The sequence below is a fragment of the Variovorax sp. TBS-050B genome (assembly GCF_029893635.1).
GTDB lineage: Bacteria > Pseudomonadota > Gammaproteobacteria > Burkholderiales > Burkholderiaceae_C > Variovorax.
The window spans coordinates 4,105,241-4,121,550 of sequence record NZ_JARXYR010000002.1; the positions used below are offsets into that span (position 1 = coordinate 4,105,241).

A 16,310-nucleotide genomic window follows, 5' to 3' on the forward strand; every position below is an offset into this window, starting at 1 on the left:
CCCCTTCTCATCTCGCGCTCCAAGTGGGCCACCATGGCTGCCACCGTCTTATTGGCCGGGTGCAGCACATTCGGACCAGCACCACAGAAGGCGCCGATCGAGGATGCCAAGGCGCCCCCGCCGGCGGCGTTGGTGTGCTCCGTTGGTCTTTATGGCGACTCCATCCTCTATGGCGGATTCGGCGCGAACCTTGGAAATCGCCTGCCCGACCCTCCTGTCGTGGCGATGCGGCGCATGCGGCCCACTTGGCAAATCTCCGATCACTCGGTCGTCGGCGATTCGGCGTTCCAGCGCCGACCGGCATTCGTGCGTCAGCCCAGCACCGCACGCGTGGTGGTGCTCGAGTACGGAATCAATGATGTGGGGAACAGCTACGACTATGAGCCGGCGTTCCGCGCCATGGCGCGGCATGTGAAGGCGCAGAGAAAAGCGCTGGTCGTCACGGGGCTGTCGAGAGTGCGTGGGAATTTGGCCGAGCGCCGCGAACAGTACGACGCCACCGCGCGCCGGATTGCCGCCGAGGAAGGCGCAGTCTTTGCCGACTGGGGCAGCGTACCGTTTGACCCGAAGCACATGGTCGACGACGTCCACCCGAGCCAGGAATACAGCACGCGGCTCGTGCAGCGCCTCGTCGAGACACTGGAGAAGGCGGCGCCGGAGTGCCGCGGGTAGCTCGCGGTGATCGCCTCGGCGTGTTGCGGGGCGCCATTGAGCCGCGAAAAATGGGCCGCGGCGCGCCCGTCGTCCCCTCTCGAAGGAAAGCACGCCATCGATAGGCTCGAGCCGCCCTTGACGGCAGCGGAGAACGTCGTGCACACCCCCGACGCGCCAAAGAGAAAGGCCGCTTGAAAGCGGCCTTCGAAGTGTCTCTGCAGAGAAGAGATGGGTGGTAGGACGTACTGGATTCGAACCAGTGACCAACGGATTAAAAGTCCGCTGCTCTACCAACTGAGCTAACGTCCCGGAACCATTTCTCTTTTTGTTTTCCTGCTGCGCCGAGCGCGGCAAAGCCAAAGATTATAGCGCGGCGTTGCTCGCGATTTTGTCCAGAACCCAGCCGGCCGCACATTGGCCGAAAGTCGCGGTCACGCTCACCACCGACCCATAGCCGTGGCAGTTGAGCGAGCCATCGCCCTCGATGGCGCAGGACGCGTCGGGTGGTGCGACGCTTTCGCGGCTGAAGACGCAGCTCACGCCGATCTTGCGGCCTTCGCGCGGCGCGCCGTGCTGCTTGCGCAGGCGTTGGCGAAGTTGGGCGAGCAAGGGGTCGTGGGTGACGAGCGAGAGATCTTCCACCTCGACCTTGTGGGCCTGCCGCTTGCCGCCCGCCGCTCCCACGGTGACGAAGGCCACCGCGCGCGCGCTGCGTGCCCATGCGGCCATCGCGAGCTTGGCCTTGACCTGGTCGCAGGCATCGATGACGGCCGTGACCGGACCGTTGGCGGCCTCCGCGGCCTCGCGCAAGGCGGCCCAGTTGTCGGGTTCGACGAACTCGTCGAGCGCAAGCACCTTGCAGGCGGGATTGATCTGCGCGATGCGCTCGCGCATGGCCTCGACCTTGGCCTGCCCAACCGTCGCCTCGAGGGCGTGGATCTGGCGGTTGATGTTCGACTCCGACACATGGTCGAGGTCGATCAGCGTGAGCCGCCCCACGCCGCTGCGTGCGAGCGCCTCGACGGCCCACGAGCCGACGCCGCCGATGCCGACGACGACCACGTGGGACTGGAAAATGCGCGCGGCACCGGCCACGCCGTAGAGCCGCTCGAGCCCGCCGAAGCGGCGCGCGAAATCAGGCGCCGCGATGTCCGTGACGACATCCGCGGCGACGCTCGAAGCTTCTTCGGAAGAGATGACGGCCTCTGCTGTGCTCAAGCGGAAAGCTCCGCTGTCGCTAGCGCAGGCGCGAAAGGCGCTCGCGGCCCGCCTGGGCGGCTTCGGACTGCGGATAGGCCTTGGTCAGGTCTTCCAGCGTGCGGCGCGCGGCGCGCGTGTCCTTCAGCTCGATCTGGCAGTTCGCGATCGACAGCACGGCCTCGGGTGCCTTGGCGTGGTCGGGCGCGAGCGAGAGCATGGAACGGAAGTTCGCGATGGCCTCGTTGTAGTTGCGCGTGGCGTACTGCGCGTTGCCGAGCCAGAACAGCGCCGAGGCGTTGTAGCCGCTCTGCGGGTAGCGCTTGACGAACTCGGCGAAGGCGGTCTGCGCCTGCGCGAACTGGCCCGCACGGAAGATGCCGAGTGCGGCATCGAAGTCGGCCTTCTCGCGCGGATCGGCGTTGAACTCGCGGCCATCGACCGAAACCTTCGTCGGCTCGTTCTGCTTGAGGCGGTCGTCGATGGTGGTCTGGCGGGACTGGATTTCGCTCAGCGCGCGCTGCAGCTGCTCGTTCTGGCCGGTCATGCGCGCGAGATCGCCGCGCATCTGCTCGATCTGGGTCTGCAGATCGAGCAGGCTGCGGCGCAGCTGGCCGTTCTCGTCGGCCAGGCGCTGATCGGTCTGCTGCCGCATGGCCTCGACGCGCTGGCGCAGGTCGAGGATGGCGCGGCGTGCCTCGTCATCCTCGAACAGAGCGGCCTGCGAGCCGGCCGACGCGCAGAGCAAGGCGGCCGCCAGGGCCGCGCTTCGCCAGAGGGATTGCTGCATCACCGGGTGTAGCGGATTTCAGCGCGACGGTTCTGTGCCCAGACTTCCTCGCCCGAGCCCTGGACCGCCGGCTTTTCCTTGCCGAAGCTCACGGCCTCGATCTGCGAATCGTTGACGCCGAGCAGCGTGAGCGCGCGACGAACGGCCTCGGAGCGCTTCTGGCCGAGCGCGAGGTTGTACTCGCGGCCGCCGCGTTCGTCGGTGTGGCCTTCGATCGAGATGCGGCGCTGCGCATTGGCACGCAGGAAACGCGCGTGGCCGTCGATCACCGACTGGAACTCGGGCTTGACGGTGTAGCTGTCGTAGTCGAAATAGACGATCCGTTCGACGCCCGTCGGGCCTTGCGCAGTGCTTGCGTTCGGGTCGATCGTGACGGGAGCCACGGCGCTCGCGCTGCCCTGCTGACTGCCGCCGGCGGTGCCGGAACGGTCGGTCACGGGGGTGTCGTTGAGCTTGGTGCCCGACGAGCAACCGGCAATCAGAGCCACGATGGCCAGCGAATAAATCGTACGTTTCAACATTGGGTACTCCTCAAATAAACCTTTGGTCATTGCTTTTGAAACGGACCCCAGTCCGGTTCTCTTATGTCTCCCGCCTGGCCCGCCAGCCGTGCCTTTATTTTTCCGTCCAGCGTGGTCGTCATGAGCGCTTCGCGGCCTTGCAGGTGCGTTGCGTAGACGATGAGCTTGCTGTTGGGGGCGAAACTTGGGCTTTCGTCTGCCGAGGTGTCGGTGATGGCCGAGACATTGCCGGTTGCCAACTCCATCACATGGAGTTTGAACGCACCGCCAATGCGCGAGATGTAGGCCAACCACCGGCCATCGCCGCTGACGGAAGGAGAAATGTTGTAGGTCCCGCTGAAGGTGACGCGCGTGGGCGCGCCGCCGCTGGCGCTCATCTTGTAGATCTGTGGCGCGCCGCCGCGGTCGCTCACGAAGTAGATGGTGCTGCCGTCGGCCGAGTAGACCGGCTCGGTGTCGATGCTCGCGCTCTGCGTGAGCCGGCGCGGCTCGCCGCCGCTCGCGGGGATCGTGTAGAGCTGCGAGCCGCCGTCGCGGCTCAGCGTGACGGCCAGCGAGTTGCCGTCGGGCGCCCAGGCCGGCGCGCTGTTGGAGCCGCGGAAGTTCGCGAGCAAACGGCGCTGGCCGCTCGCGACGTTGTGCACGTACACCACGGGCTTGCGCGACTCGAACGACACGTAGGCAAGCTGCTGGCCGTTGGAGGACCACACGGGCGAGATGATCGGCTCGGGACTCGCGAGCGCGGCCTGCGCGTTCTCGCCGTCGGCATCGGCCACCCAGAGCGAGTAGCGGCTGCCGCCCTTGGTCACGTAGGCGATGCGCGTCGAGAAGATGCCCTTGTCGCCGGTGAGCTTCTCGTACACGTAGTCGGCGATCCGGTGCGATGCGAGCCGCAGGTCGCCCTGCGGCACGGTGTAGCTCTGGCCGCCGAGGTCCTGTCCGCGCACCACGTCCCAGAGGCGGAAGCGCACGTCGTAGCGGCCGTCGCCGAGCCGCGTGACGCTGCCCACCACGAGCGAGTCGGCGGTGCGCTGGCGCCACAGCGAGAGATCGGGGCGCGAGGCCTCGTCGAGCGCCTGGCCCGAGGCATCGACGCCACGGAACTGGCCGCTGCGTTCGAGGTCGGCCTGCACGATGTCGGAGATCTTCTGCGGCGAAGCGTCCTGGCCCTTGAAGGGAACCAGCGCGATGGGCAGCTGGGTGAGCCCGACGCCCGAGACCTCGACCCTGAACTGGGCCAGCGCGGGCAGCATGGGGGTCGCGGCCAGGGCCGCGATCAGGGAGCGGCGAGCAAGAAGCGATGAAGAAGGAGTTGGAATGGAAGCTGGCAACGGCTTGTTCATGCGGTTCGGAGATGTTTCGGGGTAAAAAAGTTCTCCCCGGTGCAACGCCCCACATGTTACACACTGGCCCGGCGGCGCCGTCACAAAACGTGTATCGATCGGCGCGGTCCTACAAGGCGTCCCGCCCGAAGGGTCCGGCGGGCGCCCCGTAGAATCCGCCGCCATGCAAGCATCCCCCGGCAGCGAGACCTCCGCACGCCCTCCCCTGCTCCGACGGCTCGCGCGTCTCATGACCTGGTTCGGCGGCTCGCGCCAGTGGTGGGCGCTGGGACTGATCGGCGCCCTGCTCGCGGCGCTGACGGAGCCACTGATGGCCGCGCTGCTCAAGCCGCTGCTGGACCGCGGCTTCACGCGTGGCCAGATGCCGCTGTGGTTCGTGCCGGCCGCGGTGCTGCTGCTGTTCGCCGTGCGCGGCATCGCGCAGTTCATTTCGCAGTACGCGCTCTCGCGCATCGCCAACGAAGGCATGCAGCGGCTGCGCCGCGTGCTGTTCGAGCGGCTGCTCGGCGCCGAGCTCGCCCTCTTCGCGCGGCAGTCGGCCAGCACGCTGTCCAACACCGTGGTCTATGAAGTGCAGACCGGCGCGATGCTGCTGGTGCAGGCGCTGCTCGGACTCTCGCGCGACGGCTTCACGCTGGTGGCGCTGCTGGGCTACCTGGTCTATCTGAACTGGAAGCTCACGCTGATCGTGGCCTTCCTGGTGCCGAGCATCTCGTGGATCATGAAGGTGTTCTCCAAGCGCCTCTACAAGCTCACGCAGCAGGGCCAGCAGGCCACGGACGAGCTGGCCTACGTGGTCGAGGAGAACGTGCTCGCGCACCGCATGGTGCGCCTGCATGGCGCCGAGACGGCCCAGGCCCGGCGCTTCGAGCAGCTGAGCCAGCAGCTCAACCGGCTGGCCGTGAAGTCCACCATCGCGCAGGCCGCGACCACGCCGCTGACGCAGATGATGGCGGCGCTGGCGCTGTCGGTGGTGGTGATGATCGCGCTCTGGCAGAGCGGCGAGCAGGGCTTCACGGTCGGCGGCTTCGTCGCCTACATCACGGCGATGCTGATGCTGATCGCGCCGATCCGCCGGCTCGCCGAGGTCGCCGGGCCGATCACGCGCGGCCTGGCGGCGCTCGAGCGCGGCCTGGCGCTGGTCGACGAGGTGCCGACGGAGCCGCAGGGCCGCTTCGCCATGGCGCGCGCCCAGGGCCACATCGAGTTCAGGGACGCGCGCGTGAACTACCGCGGTGAGGACGAGCGCCCGGCGCTCGACGGCGTGAGCCTCGCGATCGAGCCGGGCCAGAGCGTGGCCTTCGTCGGTCCTTCGGGCTCCGGCAAGACGACCCTGATGAACCTGCTGCCGCGCTTCGTGCTGCCGAGCGGCGGCGCCGTGCTGCTCGACGGCCACGACATCGCCGAATGGGAACTGCGCAGCCTGCGCGCGCAGTTCGCGATGGTGAGCCAGGACGTGGTCATGCTCAACGACACGCTGGCCGCCAACGTGGCGCTCGGCGCCGATGCCGAGATCGACCGCGCACGCGTGCAGCAATGCGTGGCCGCGGCCAACCTCGCCAGCCACGTCGAGAGCCTGCCGCAGGGCATCGACACCGTGCTCGGCCACAACGCGACCCAGCTCTCGGGCGGGCAGCGCCAGCGCCTGGCGATCGCGCGGGCGCTCTACAAGGACGCACCGATCCTGCTGCTCGACGAGGCCACCTCGGCGCTCGACACCGAATCGGAGCGCCTGGTGCAGGACGCGCTGCAGCGCCTGATGCAGAACCGCACCACGCTGATCGTCGCGCACCGCCTCTCGACCATCCAGCATGCCGACCGCATCGTGGTGATGGAACAGGGCCGCGTGGTCGAGCAAGGCAGCCACGCACAGCTCATGGCGCTCGACGGCCTCTACGCGCGCCTGCAGAGCACCGCGCTGCGCACCGCGTCCGCCGGCCAGCCGCCGACCCTCTAGGTTCAAGGCCAGCCGCGTTCCGCCAGAGCCCCCGCACCACCCGTCCTTCAGGTATCCCTTTCGCGCCCTTCGCGAAACCTTCGGGTCCTCTGCGTCCGGAAGTCCGCCTTCAAAGCAGCACGATGTCGTACTGCCCCTGCCCGATCGCCGGCTCCGCCTGCAGCGAGATCGGCTTGCCGATGAAGTCGCTGAGCCCGGCGAGGTGCTGGCTCTCCTCGTCGAGGAACAGCTCGATCACCTGCGGCGACGACACGATGCGGAACTCGCGCGGCGTGAACTGCCGCGCCTCGCGCAGGATCTCGCGCATCGCGTCGTAGGCCACGCTGCGCGCGGTCTTTACGATGCCCTGGCCGCCACAGGCGACGCAGGGTTCGCAGAGCATGTGCGCCAGCGATTCGCGCGTGCGCTTGCGCGTCATCTCGACGAGGCCGAGCTGCGAGAAGCCGCCCGCCGTGGTCTTGACGCGGTCGCGCGCCAGCTGCTTGCGGAATTCGGCGAGCACCTGTTCGCGGTGGTCGTCGCGCGCCATGTCGATGAAGTCGACGATGATGATCCCGCCCAGGTTGCGCAGCCGCAGCTGCCGCGCGATGGCCTGCGCGGCCTCGAGGTTGGTCTTGAAGATGGTGTCGTCGAAGTTGCGCGCGCCGACGAAGCCGCCGGTGTTCACGTCGACGGTGGTGAGCGCCTCGGTCTGGTCCACCACGAGGTAGCCGCCCGATTTCAGATCGACCCGGCGGCCCAGCGCCTTGGCGATTTCCTCGTCCACCGCGTACAGGTCGAAGATCGGCCGCTCGCCGCGGTAGTGCTGCAGCTTGCCCGCCGCCTGCGGCATGTATTCGAGCCCGAACTTCAGCAGCACCTCGAACTGCTCGCGCGAGTCGATGCGGATGGTCTGCGTGTCCTCGGTCGTCATGTCGCGCAGCACGCGCTGCAGCAGGCTCAGGTCCTGGTGCAGCAGCGACATCGGCGGCATGCGGCCCGAGGCCTCGCGGATGCGCGACCAGGTCTTGCGCAGGTAGGCGATGTCCTCGGCCAGTTCCGCGTCGGATGCGTCCTCGCCGTTGGTGCGCAGGATGAAGCCGCCGGTGTTGGCGGGCACCACGCCGCCGCTGTCGGCGGCGGCGGCGGCTTCGATCAGCGCGAGCATGCGCGCGCGCAGCGAATCGCGCTGGTCGGCCGGGATCTTCTGCGACACGCCGATGTGGTTGTCCTGCGGCAGAAAGACCAGCAGCCGGCCGGCGATGCTGATCTGCGTCGAGAGCCGCGCGCCCTTGGTGCCGATCGGGTCCTTGATGACCTGCACCAGCAGCGACTGGCCCTCGAACACCTGCTTCTCGATCGGGATCATCGGCCCGCCGTTGCGATGGTCGCGCTCGGGTGCGGGCGCGCTCGGCCGCGAGCCGGGCGTGAACGGCGCGACCAGGTCGGCCACGTGCAGGAACGCGGTGCGCTCGAGGCCCACGTCGATGAAGGCCGACTGCATGCCGGGCAGCACGCGCGAGACCTTGCCGAGGTAGATGTTGCCGACGAGTCCGCGCTCGAGCGTGCGCTCGACGTGCAGTTCCTGCACCGCGCCATGCTCGACCACGGCCACGCGGGTCTCCTGGGGAGACCAATTGATCAGGATGTCTTGCATGAGGTCCTAGAGGGTGAAGCCGGCGCGTCGAAGCAACTGCGCGGTCTCGAACATCGGGAGTCCCATGATGCCCGAATAGGAGCCGCTGATGTGCTCGACGAACGCGGCGGCGGCGCCCTGGATCGCGTAGGCGCCGGCCTTGCCGAGCGGTTCGCCGCTCGCCGCATAGCGGGCGATCTGCGTGCGCGTCATCGCGGCGAAGCGCACGCGCGAGACGCTGAGCGCCGCGTGCCGCTGGCGCCCGTGCTGCAGCGCGATGGCGGTGAGCACGCGGTGCGTGGTGCCGGCGAGCCGCGCCAGCATGCGCTCGGCATCGCGCGCATCCGCGGGCTTGCCGAGGATGCTGCGGCCGAGGGCCACCGTGGTGTCGGCGCAGAGCACCGGCGCCGCGGCCAGACCCAGGCGCCGATGGCGCGCGACCGCCGCATCGAGCTTGAGCGCGGTCACGCGCTGCACGTAGGCGGTCGGCGATTCGTTCGGCCGCACCGCCTCGAGCGATTCGGCGTCCTCGTCGGGGCCGGCCAGCAGCAGTTCGTGCCGGATGCCGAACTGGCCGAGCAGCTGCGCGCGGCGCGGGCTTTGCGATGCGAGGTAGATGAAATCAGGCAAGTTCAGGTCTCCGTGCGGCCCGCCGGCCCGCTCACTCGCGGTGGTAGGGATGGCCGGCATTGACCGACCAGGCGCGGTAGAGCTGCTCCACGAGCAGCACGCGTGCCATCGCATGCGGCAGCGTCAGGTCGGACAGGCGGATGCGTTCGTGGGCCGCGGCCTTGAAGGCGGGATCGAGCCCGTCGGGCCCGCCGATGACGAGCGCCACGTCGTCGCCCTCGCCCTGCCAGGCTTGCAGGCGCGCGGCCAACGCCTTGGTGGTGAGCGCGGTGCCGCGTTCGTCGAGCACCACGATGCGCATGCCGCGGGCGATGGCGGCCTCGATGCGCTCGCGCTCGGCGGCGTACAGGGTCTCGAGCGACTTGGAGCCGCGCGGTTCGGTCTTGACGGCCCGCAGCTCGAGCTTGAGCTCGGGCGGGAAGCGCTTGGCGTAGTCGTCCCAGGCAGTCTGCGCCCAGTCGGGCATGCGCTGCCCGACGGCGACCACCAGCAGCTTCATGCGCGGCGCGCTGGCGCCTTCTTGGCAGGCGCCTTCTTGGCCGCGGGCTTCTTCGCGGCCGGCTTGCCGACCACCTTCACCGGCACGCGCGCCGTGGTGGCGGTCTTCTTGGCCGGTGCCTTGCGCGCAGCCGTCTTCTTGGCGGGCGCCCTGGCGGCCTTCTCGGCCTTGGCCTCCTGCTCGGCCGCGCGGATCGCGGTCTTGGCCGCGCTCGCGCGGCGCAGGCTGGGCTCCTTGGCCGGCTTCTTGGTTTCTTCGTCGCCGCTCTTTGCCGCCTTGGCGGCCGCGGGCTTGGTGCCGCCGAGCTTGGCGCGCACCGGCTTGTCGCCCCAGATCTCCTCCAGGTGGTAGTACTGGCGGATGGCCGGCTGCATGATGTGCGCGACCGCGGCGCCGCAGTCGACGATGATCCATTCGCCGTTGTCCTCGCCCTCGACGCGCGGCTTGGGGAAGCCGGCCTCGCGCACCGCGTCGCGCACGCTCGAGGCGAGCGCCTTGGTCTGCCGGTTGGAGGTGCCCGATGCGACGATCACGCGCTCGAAAAGCGGCGAGAGATGCTCGGTGTCGAAAACCTGGATGTCCTGCGCCTTGACGTCTTCGAGGCCATCGATGATGGCCCGCTGGAGTTTCTGGGTGTCTTTCTTGGCGGCGGCTTCAGTGGTCATCAGGCAGAGCGGTAAAGGTGGTGTTGGTCAATATAGCGTGCAACGGCGGGCGGAACCAGCGAGGAAATGTTCTCGCCAAGCGCCGCGCGCCGCCGGATGTCGGTGGCGCTGGTGTCCATGGCGGGCAGTTCGAGCGCCTCGAAGCGCGCACCGGCCGGCAGGCCTGGCAGCATCTTCGGGTCAAAACGAGCGGTGCTGCCCGTCGACAATGCGCGATACGCTACAGAAACAATAGCAATGCCGAGTATATCCTGCCAGCCGTGCCAGGTCGGCAGCGCGCGCGCCTGGTCGGCGCCCATGATCAGCACCAGCTGCGCGCCGGGCTGCTCGCGCTGCAGTTCGTGCAGCGTGTCGAGCGTGTAGGTGGGGCCGTCGCGCAGCACCTCGCGGCTGTCGACCACCACCCTGCCCTCCGGGTCCGAGAAGGCGAGCTTCGCCATCGCGAGGCGGTCTTCCGCGGCCGTGAGCGTGCGGCGCTTGTGCCAGGCCTGGCCGGTGGGAATGACGTGCAGTTCCGCGAGGTTCGATTGCGCGAGCGCCGCCGTCGCGAGCGCCACGTGCGCGTTGTGCGGTGGATCGAAGGCGCCGCCGAAGACGCCGATGCGCGCGCCCTCGCTCAGCCGCATGATCGCCCGCCGCGCGCCCGACCAGGCTTCATACCCAATCCCGGCGCACGATGAAGTCGCTGTACAGCGCCGCTTCGGGGCTGCCCGGCGCCGGCTGCTGGCGATAGGCCCAGCTCGCGAGCGGCGGCATCGACAGCAGGATCGATTCGGTGCGGCCGCCCGACTGCAGGCCGAAGTGCGTGCCGCGGTCCCACACGAGGTTGAACTCCACGTACCGGCCGCGCCGGTAGAGCTGGAACGCGCGCTCGCGTTCGCCGAAGGGCGTGGCGCGGCGGCGCTCGACGATCGGCAGGTAGGCCGGCAGGAAGGCATCGCCCACCGAACGCAGCATGGCGAAGCCGTTCTCGAAGCCGCCTTCGGAGAAGTCGTCGAAGAAGATGCCGCCGATGCCGCGCTGCTCGTTGCGGTGCTTGAGAAAGAAATACTCGTCGCACCAGGCCTTGAAGCGCGGGTACTTGTCGTCGCCGAAGGCGGCGAGCGCGTCGCGGCAGGTGGCGTGGAAATGCACCGCGTCCTCTTCGAAGCCGTAGCAGGGCGTGAGGTCCATGCCGCCGCCGAACCAGCACACCGGGTCCCGGCCCTCGGGCAGCGCGGCAAGCATGCGCACGTTCATGTGCACGATCGGCACGTAGGGGTTGCGCGGATGGAACACCAGCGACACGCCCATGGCCTCGAACGGCGCGCCGGCGAGTTCCGGCCGGTTCTGCGTGGCCGAGGGCGGCAGACTGGGACCGCGCACTTGCGAGAAGCCGCAGCCCGCGCGCTCGAAAAGCGCCCCGCCTTCGAGGATGCAGGTCAGGCCGCTGCCCTGCAGCGCCTCGCCGGGTTCCTTCTGCCACGCATCGCGCACGCAGAGGGCGCCGCCGTCGGCCGCTTCGACCGCCGCCACGATCTGCTGCTGGAGCTGGCGCAGGTAGTCGCCGACCGCAGTCGGTTGGGTCTGCTGCATCAGGTTTGCGGGTTGTTGCGCGCCTGCACGGCGCGGTGGCCGATGTCCTTGCGGTACTGGGCGCCGTCGAAGCCGATGCGCGCCGCGACTTCGTAGGCGCGCTGCTGCGCGAGCTTGACGCTGTCGGCGAGCACGGTCACGCAGAGCACGCGGCCGCCGCTGGTCTTGAGCTCGCCGTCCTGCTGCGTGGTGCCCGCATGGAACACCACCGCATCGGGCGCCTCGGCCGGAATGCCGGTGATGCGGTCGCCCTTGCGCGGCGAGAGCGGATAGCCGTGCGCCGCCATCACCACGCCGAGCGCCACGCGCCGGTCCCACTGCAGCTCGACCTGGTCGAGCGTGCCGTCGGTGGCATGCCAGAACACCTGGAACAGGTCGGACTTGAGGCGCATCATGATCGGCTGCGTCTCGGGGTCGCCCATGCGGCAGTTGAATTCGAGCGTCTTCGGATGGCCGGCCGCGTCGATCATCAGGCCGGCGTAGAGGAAGCCGGTGTACGGGATGCCGTCCTTCTCCATGCCGCGGATGGTCGGCAGGATGATCTCGCGCATCGCGCGCGCATGCACCTCGGCCGTGACCACGGGCGCGGGCGAATACGCGCCCATGCCGCCGGTGTTCGGACCCTCGTCGTTGTCGAGCAGGCGCTTATGGTCCTGGCTGGTCGCGAGCGCGGTGACGTTCTTGCCGTCGCACAGCACGATGAAACTGGCTTCCTCGCCCTGCAGGAACTCCTCGATCACCACGCGGGCGCCGCCGTCGTTGTGCGAGACGCCGAACTTGTTGTCGACCAGCATGAAGTCGACCGCCTCGTGCGCTTCCTGCGCGGTCATGGCCACCACCACGCCCTTGCCGGCCGCGAGGCCGTCGGCCTTGACCACGATCGGCGCGCCCTTGGCGTCGATGTACGCATGCGCCGCGGCCGCATCGGTGAAGGCCTCGTATTCGGCGGTCGGGATCTTGTGGCGCTTCATGAAGGCCTTGGAGAAGGCCTTGGAGCTTTCGAGCTGCGCGGCCGCACGCGTGGGGCCGAAGATGCGCAGGCCGTGCGAGCGGAATTCGTCCACCACGCCGGCCGCCAGCGGCGCCTCGGGGCCGACGACGGTGAGCGCGATCTTCTCCTTCGCGGCCCACTCGCGCAGCGCGGCGGGCTCGGTGATGTCGATGCAGTCGTAGCGCTCGTCGCTCGCGGTGCCGCCGTTGCCCGGCGCCACGTAGACGCGGCTCACGCGGCTGGACTGCGCCAGGCGCCACGCGAGCGCGTGCTCCCGGCCGCCGCCCCCGATTACCAGTACCTTCATTCGCAGGCCTTCATCTGTATGTCTGTCATTCGGAAAGCGCAGCGTTGTGATAGACCTCCTGGACGTCGTCCAGGTCTTCGAGCACATCGAGCAGCTTCTGCATCCTGGCCGCGTCCTCGCCGGTCACCTCGACGGTGTTCTCGGCCCGCATCGTGACCTCGGCCACCTCGGGCTTGAGGCCGCCCGCCTCGAGCGCGCTCTTGACGGCTTCGAAGTCGCCGACCGCGGTCAGCACCTCGATGGCGCCGTCGTCGTCGGTGACCACGTCCTCCGCGCCGGCCTCGAGCGCGAGTTCCATCACCTTGTCCTCGTCGGTGCCGGGCGCGAAGATGATCTGGCCGCAGTGCTTGAACTGGAAGGCCACCGAGCCTTCGGTGCCCATGTTGCCGCCGTGCTTGGCGAAAGCGTGGCGCACCTCGGCCACGGTGCGCACGCGGTTGTCGGTCATGGTGTCGACGATGATCGCGGCGCCGCCGATGCCGTACCCTTCGTAACGAATTTCCTCGTAGTTCACGCCTTCGAGGTTGCCGGTCGCCTTGTCGATGTTGCGCTTGACGGTGTCGGCCGGCAGGTTGACGGCCTTGGCCTTTTCGACCGCGAGCCGCAGCCGCGGGTTGGCGCTGAGGTCACCGCCGCCGGCGCGCGCGGCCACCATGATCTCGCGGATGGCTCGGGTCCAGAGCTTGCCCCGCTTCTCGTCCTGGCGGCCCTTGCGGTGCTGAATGTTCGCCCATTTGCTGTGTCCGGCCATGGCTTTCTATCTCGCAATCTTGTGTTTTCAAAGCAAGGTGTCGAGTTTACTGTCCGGCGCGCACAACGGCCGGCGCCGCGGCGCCAAAAGCGGCCATGTCTTTTGGTGATAATCCCTCGATGACGCCATCGCTTCACGTCGCGCCGGGGAATCCGCGCCACCTGCCGCCGCGCACGCCCGTGCGGCGCAACGCCGAGGCCGGATGACCGTGCAGTCCCCGGCTCCCCTCTCGCCGCTGCGCGTCGAGCGCCTTTCGCTTCCGGACAGCCTCGCGCTGGCCAACGGCAGCGCGCCCTTCGCCGCACTCGGCTACGGCACGCCGCACGGCCTCGCGTGGATGCCGACCGTCAATGCGCGCGTGCTCTCGGCGCAAGGCGCCATGGCCGACGTGTGGCATGTCGACGGCCCACCGGTCGGCTCCGGCACCACCGGCATCGCGCGCTGGCGCAGCAACGGGCAATGGCTGCTCGGCGCGATCGACCTCGACGAAGCCGCCGAGCAGCAAGGCCTGGCCGAACTCGCCCACCGCGCCTACCGCGACCTGTTCAAGACGCTGGACCAGGGCGGCACGCCGCACCTGCTGCGCATCTGGAACTACCTGCCGCAGATCAATGCCGACGGCGGCGGGCTCGAGCGCTACCGCCAGTTCAACCTCGGCCGCCAGGAAGCCTTCTTCGAAGCCGGCCGCGCCGCCTTCGAGGGCGCGCCGGCGGCCTGCGCGCTGGGCATCCACCAGGGCGCGCTGTCGATCCGCTTCCTGGCCGGCCAGACCGCGCCGCTGCCGGTCGAGAACCCGCGCCAGGTCTCGGCCTACCGCTATCCCGAAACCTACGGCCCGCGCTCGCCCACCTTCTCGCGCGCCGCGCTGGCGGAGATCGGCAACGGCAACGTGGCGCTCTTCATCTCCGGCACCGCGAGCATCGTCGGCCACGAGACCGTGCACCACGGCGACGTGCTCGAACAGACGCGCGAAACCCTGCGCAACCTCGAGGCCGTGATCGCGGCGGCCAACGGCCAGTCCAGCGCCGTGTTCTCGCTCGCGATGCTCGACTGCGTGGTCTACGTGCGCCATCCGGCCGACGCCGACAAGGTGCGCGGCGTGCTCGAGCAGGCGCTCGGCGCCGACGCACCGATGATCCGGCATGCGGTCTACCTGGAGGCGGACATCTGCCGCAGCGACCTGCTGGTCGAGATCGAAGCGCACGCGGTCGCCCCGGGTCGCCTGCGGGCCTGATCCGGTGCGACCGACCGGACCGGCGACACCATGTCGATGAACCGCGTGCTGCGCATCGCCTCGACCCTTCCGCTCGCGTTGATGCTCTACGCGCTGCTCGCGTTCCTGGGCCTGATCTCGCTGGCCTGGAACCTGATCGCGATGCTGCTCTATCCCGTGATGCCCGAGGCCCCGGCGCGCGCGCTCGGCCGCATGACCATCGCCTTCGCCTACCGCATGTTCTGGGGCCTGGCGTCGGTGACGGGGATGATGCGCATCGACGCGAGCTGCCTCGATCGCATGCGCGACGAGCCCGGCGTGATCTTCGTCGCCAACCATCCGACGATGCTCGACGCCCTGCTGCTGGTGGCGCGGCTGCCGCGCAGCGCCTGCATCATGAAGGCGGACCTGCTGCGCAACATCTTCCTCGGCGCGGGCGCGCGGCTGGCGCGCTACATCAGCAACGAATCGGCACGCACCATGGTGCGCCTCGCGGTGGCCGACCTGCGCAACGGCGGCCAGCTCGTGATCTTTCCCGAGGGCACGCGCACCGTGACGCCGCCGCTGAATCCGTTCCGGCCCGGCGTGACGCTGATCGCCAAGCTCGCGCAGGCGCCGATCCAGACCGTCTTCATCGACACCGACTCGCCCTACCTCGCCAAGGGCTGGCCGATCTGGCGCGTGCCGCCGCTGCCGATCGTCTTCACCCTGCGCCTGGGGCAGCGCTTCGCGCCCACGCAGCACAGCGACGCGCTGCAGTCGGAGCTGGAACAGTACTTTCGCCAACACATGGAACAGCGCGCCTCCGACGCGTCCCCCGCATGCCAGACGCCTCGCGCACCCACCTTGTCCTGATCCCCAGCTACAACACGGGCGAGCGCCTGTTCTCGACGGTCGAAGCAGCACGCGCGCAGTGGAACCCGGTCTGGGTGGTGGTCGACGGCAGCACCGACGGCACCGGCGAGCGCCTGCAGCAGATGGCAGCGCACGACCCCGGCCTGCGCGTGTGGCTGCTGCCGCAGAACCAGGGCAAGGGCGCGGCGGTGCTGCACGGCCTGCGCGCGGCGCGCGAAGCCGGCTTCACCCATGCGCTGACGATGGATTCCGACGGCCAGCACCCGGCCGACCTGATCCCCGCCTTCATGGCCGCTTCCGAAGCGCGCCCGGAGACGATGGTGCTCGGCCGTCCGGTCTTCGACGCCTCCGCGCCGCTGCTGCGCGTGCGCGGCCGGCGCGTGTCGAACGGCTGGACCCAGCTCGAGACGCTGTTCGCGGGCGTGGGCGATTCGCTCTACGGATTCCGCGTCTATCCGGTGCCCGAGCTGATCGCGGTGATGGAGCGCCAGCCCTGGATGCGCCGCTTCGACTTCGACACCGAAGCCGTCGTGCGGCTCGCCTGGCGCGGCGTGAAGCCGGTGAACATCGATGCGCCGGTCAAGTACCTGACCCCCGAGGAAGGCGGCGTCTCGCACTTCCGCTACGGACGCGACAACGTGCTGCTGACCTGGATGCACACGCGGCTCGTGATCGAGTTCGTGCTGCGCCTGCCGGCGCTGCTGTGGCGCAAGTTCCGGCGGCTGCCGCCGTTCCAGCCCTGAGCGG

Annotated in this window: 17 protein-coding genes and 1 tRNA gene; 5 read left to right on the forward strand and 13 right to left on the reverse strand. The window is 69.0% G+C overall.

Annotated elements, in window-relative coordinates; translation table 11 throughout:
- Positions 1 to 33: 33 nt before the first annotated feature.
- The gene (locus tag M2165_RS21975; RefSeq protein WP_280816702.1) at positions 34 to 672 is read left to right on the forward strand and encodes an SGNH/GDSL hydrolase family protein; all 639 of its coding nucleotides are present in this window, start codon (positions 34 to 36) and stop codon (positions 670 to 672) included.
- A 215-nt stretch (positions 673 to 887) separates the two neighbouring features.
- Here M2165_RS21975 and M2165_RS21980 read toward each other — a convergent pair.
- The 5 genes from M2165_RS21980 to tolB form a co-directional block, all read right to left on the reverse strand.
- Positions 888 to 963, reverse strand: a tRNA-Lys gene (locus M2165_RS21980).
- A 54-nt stretch (positions 964 to 1,017) separates the two neighbouring features.
- On the reverse strand, positions 1,018 to 1,803 hold the full coding sequence (locus M2165_RS21985; RefSeq protein ID WP_280817597.1) for a tRNA threonylcarbamoyladenosine dehydratase: 786 nt from the start codon (positions 1,801 to 1,803) through the stop codon (positions 1,018 to 1,020).
- An 88-nt stretch (positions 1,804 to 1,891) separates the two neighbouring features.
- Positions 1,892 to 2,641 carry a tol-pal system protein YbgF gene (ybgF, locus tag M2165_RS21990; protein WP_280816703.1) on the reverse strand — a complete coding sequence of 250 codons (750 nt, stop codon included), beginning with the start codon at positions 2,639 to 2,641 and terminating at the stop codon, positions 1,892 to 1,894.
- Entirely contained in the window at positions 2,641 to 3,162 is a 522-nt protein-coding gene (gene pal / locus M2165_RS21995) for a peptidoglycan-associated lipoprotein Pal (RefSeq protein WP_280816704.1), read from the reverse strand. Before pal ends, ybgF begins: the two co-directional genes overlap by 1 nt.
- 26 nt (positions 3,163 to 3,188) lie before the next feature.
- A complete protein-coding gene (tolB, locus tag M2165_RS22000) occupies positions 3,189 to 4,415 on the reverse strand; it encodes a Tol-Pal system beta propeller repeat protein TolB (RefSeq protein ID WP_280816705.1) in 1,227 nt (408 codons plus the stop codon).
- Between the two features lie 253 nt (positions 4,416 to 4,668).
- On the opposite strand from tolB, the gene msbA reads away from it, so the two are divergent.
- On the forward strand, positions 4,669 to 6,462 hold the full coding sequence (gene msbA / locus M2165_RS22005) for a lipid A export permease/ATP-binding protein MsbA (RefSeq protein WP_280816706.1): 1,794 nt from the start codon (positions 4,669 to 4,671) through the stop codon (positions 6,460 to 6,462).
- A 109-nt stretch (positions 6,463 to 6,571) separates the two neighbouring features.
- Here the strand turns inward: msbA and rng are convergent, their stop codons facing one another.
- Genes rng through M2165_RS22045 form a run of 8 tightly spaced genes read right to left on the reverse strand, consistent with a single transcriptional unit; the run spans position 6,572 to position 13,495 of the window.
- Positions 6,572 to 8,098 (reverse strand): ribonuclease G, encoded by a 1,527-nt coding sequence (gene rng / locus M2165_RS22010; protein WP_280816707.1) that lies wholly within the window; start codon positions 8,096 to 8,098, stop codon positions 6,572 to 6,574.
- 6 nt (positions 8,099 to 8,104) lie between these two features.
- Complete coding sequence (locus tag M2165_RS22015; RefSeq protein WP_280816708.1) at positions 8,105 to 8,707, reverse strand: nucleoside triphosphate pyrophosphatase; 603 nt, start codon at positions 8,705 to 8,707, stop codon at positions 8,105 to 8,107.
- Positions 8,708 to 8,738: 31 nt separating this feature from the next.
- Positions 8,739 to 9,206, reverse strand: a complete 468-nt coding sequence (gene rlmH / locus M2165_RS22020; RefSeq protein WP_280816709.1) for a 23S rRNA (pseudouridine(1915)-N(3))-methyltransferase RlmH — start codon at positions 9,204 to 9,206, stop codon at positions 8,739 to 8,741.
- Entirely contained in the window at positions 9,203 to 9,871 is a 669-nt protein-coding gene (gene rsfS / locus M2165_RS22025) for a ribosome silencing factor (RefSeq protein ID WP_280816710.1), read from the reverse strand. Before rsfS ends, rlmH begins: the two co-directional genes overlap by 4 nt.
- Positions 9,871 to 10,497 (reverse strand): nicotinate-nucleotide adenylyltransferase, encoded by a 627-nt coding sequence (gene nadD, locus M2165_RS22030; RefSeq protein WP_280816711.1) that lies wholly within the window; start codon positions 10,495 to 10,497, stop codon positions 9,871 to 9,873. Before nadD ends, rsfS begins: the two co-directional genes overlap by 1 nt.
- Before the next feature lie 28 nt (positions 10,498 to 10,525).
- Positions 10,526 to 11,446, reverse strand: a complete 921-nt coding sequence (hemF, locus tag M2165_RS22035; RefSeq protein ID WP_280816712.1) for an oxygen-dependent coproporphyrinogen oxidase — start codon at positions 11,444 to 11,446, stop codon at positions 10,526 to 10,528.
- A complete protein-coding gene (purD, locus tag M2165_RS22040; protein ID WP_280816713.1) occupies positions 11,446 to 12,744 on the reverse strand; it encodes a phosphoribosylamine--glycine ligase in 1,299 nt (432 codons plus the stop codon). Before purD ends, hemF begins: the two co-directional genes overlap by 1 nt.
- A 25-nt stretch (positions 12,745 to 12,769) precedes the next feature.
- Complete coding sequence (locus M2165_RS22045; protein ID WP_280816714.1) at positions 12,770 to 13,495, reverse strand: YebC/PmpR family DNA-binding transcriptional regulator; 726 nt, start codon at positions 13,493 to 13,495, stop codon at positions 12,770 to 12,772.
- Between the two features lie 202 nt (positions 13,496 to 13,697).
- Here M2165_RS22045 and M2165_RS22050 point away from each other — a divergent pair, with 202 nt between their 5' ends.
- The 3 genes from M2165_RS22050 to M2165_RS22060 are packed head-to-tail and all read left to right on the forward strand — an operon-like array spanning position 13,698 to position 16,306.
- Complete coding sequence (locus M2165_RS22050) at positions 13,698 to 14,729, forward strand: Rid family hydrolase (protein ID WP_280816715.1); 1,032 nt, start codon at positions 13,698 to 13,700, stop codon at positions 14,727 to 14,729.
- 30 nt (positions 14,730 to 14,759) lie between these two features.
- Positions 14,760 to 15,563, forward strand: a complete 804-nt coding sequence (locus M2165_RS22055) for a lysophospholipid acyltransferase family protein (protein ID WP_280816716.1) — start codon at positions 14,760 to 14,762, stop codon at positions 15,561 to 15,563.
- A complete protein-coding gene (locus M2165_RS22060; protein WP_280816717.1) occupies positions 15,530 to 16,306 on the forward strand; it encodes a glycosyltransferase family 2 protein in 777 nt (258 codons plus the stop codon). Before M2165_RS22055 ends, M2165_RS22060 begins: the two co-directional genes overlap by 34 nt.
- The last annotated feature ends 4 nt before the right edge of the window (positions 16,307 to 16,310 follow it).

Bases quoted from the DNA above. Each gene is read 5' to 3' on its own strand.
- M2165_RS21975 (WP_280816702.1), top strand. From the start codon at position 34: ATGGCTGCCACCGTCTTATTGGCCGGGTGCAGCACATTCGGACCAGCA.
- ybgF (WP_280816703.1), bottom strand. From the start codon at position 2,641: ATGCAGCAATCCCTCTGGCGAAGCGCGGCCCTGGCGGCCGCCTTGCTC.
- pal (WP_280816704.1), bottom strand. From the start codon at position 3,162: ATGTTGAAACGTACGATTTATTCGCTGGCCATCGTGGCTCTGATTGCC.
- tolB (WP_280816705.1), bottom strand. From the start codon at position 4,415: ATGCTGCCCGCGCTGGCCCAGTTCAGGGTCGAGGTCTCGGGCGTCGGG.
- msbA (WP_280816706.1), top strand. From the start codon at position 4,669: ATGCAAGCATCCCCCGGCAGCGAGACCTCCGCACGCCCTCCCCTGCTC.
- rng (WP_280816707.1), bottom strand. From the start codon at position 8,098: ATGCAAGACATCCTGATCAATTGGTCTCCCCAGGAGACCCGCGTGGCC.
- rlmH (WP_280816709.1), bottom strand. From the start codon at position 9,206: ATGAAGCTGCTGGTGGTCGCCGTCGGGCAGCGCATGCCCGACTGGGCG.
- rsfS (WP_280816710.1), bottom strand. From the start codon at position 9,871: ATGACCACTGAAGCCGCCGCCAAGAAAGACACCCAGAAACTCCAGCGG.
- nadD (WP_280816711.1), bottom strand. From the start codon at position 10,497: ATGCGGCTGAGCGAGGGCGCGCGCATCGGCGTCTTCGGCGGCGCCTTC.
- hemF (WP_280816712.1), bottom strand. From the start codon at position 11,446: ATGCAGCAGACCCAACCGACTGCGGTCGGCGACTACCTGCGCCAGCTC.
- purD (WP_280816713.1), bottom strand. From the start codon at position 12,744: ATGAAGGTACTGGTAATCGGGGGCGGCGGCCGGGAGCACGCGCTCGCG.
- M2165_RS22045 (WP_280816714.1), bottom strand. From the start codon at position 13,495: ATGGCCGGACACAGCAAATGGGCGAACATTCAGCACCGCAAGGGCCGC.
- M2165_RS22050 (WP_280816715.1), top strand. From the start codon at position 13,698: ATGACCGTGCAGTCCCCGGCTCCCCTCTCGCCGCTGCGCGTCGAGCGC.
- M2165_RS22055 (WP_280816716.1), top strand. From the start codon at position 14,760: ATGTCGATGAACCGCGTGCTGCGCATCGCCTCGACCCTTCCGCTCGCG.
- M2165_RS22060 (WP_280816717.1), top strand. From the start codon at position 15,530: ATGCCAGACGCCTCGCGCACCCACCTTGTCCTGATCCCCAGCTACAAC.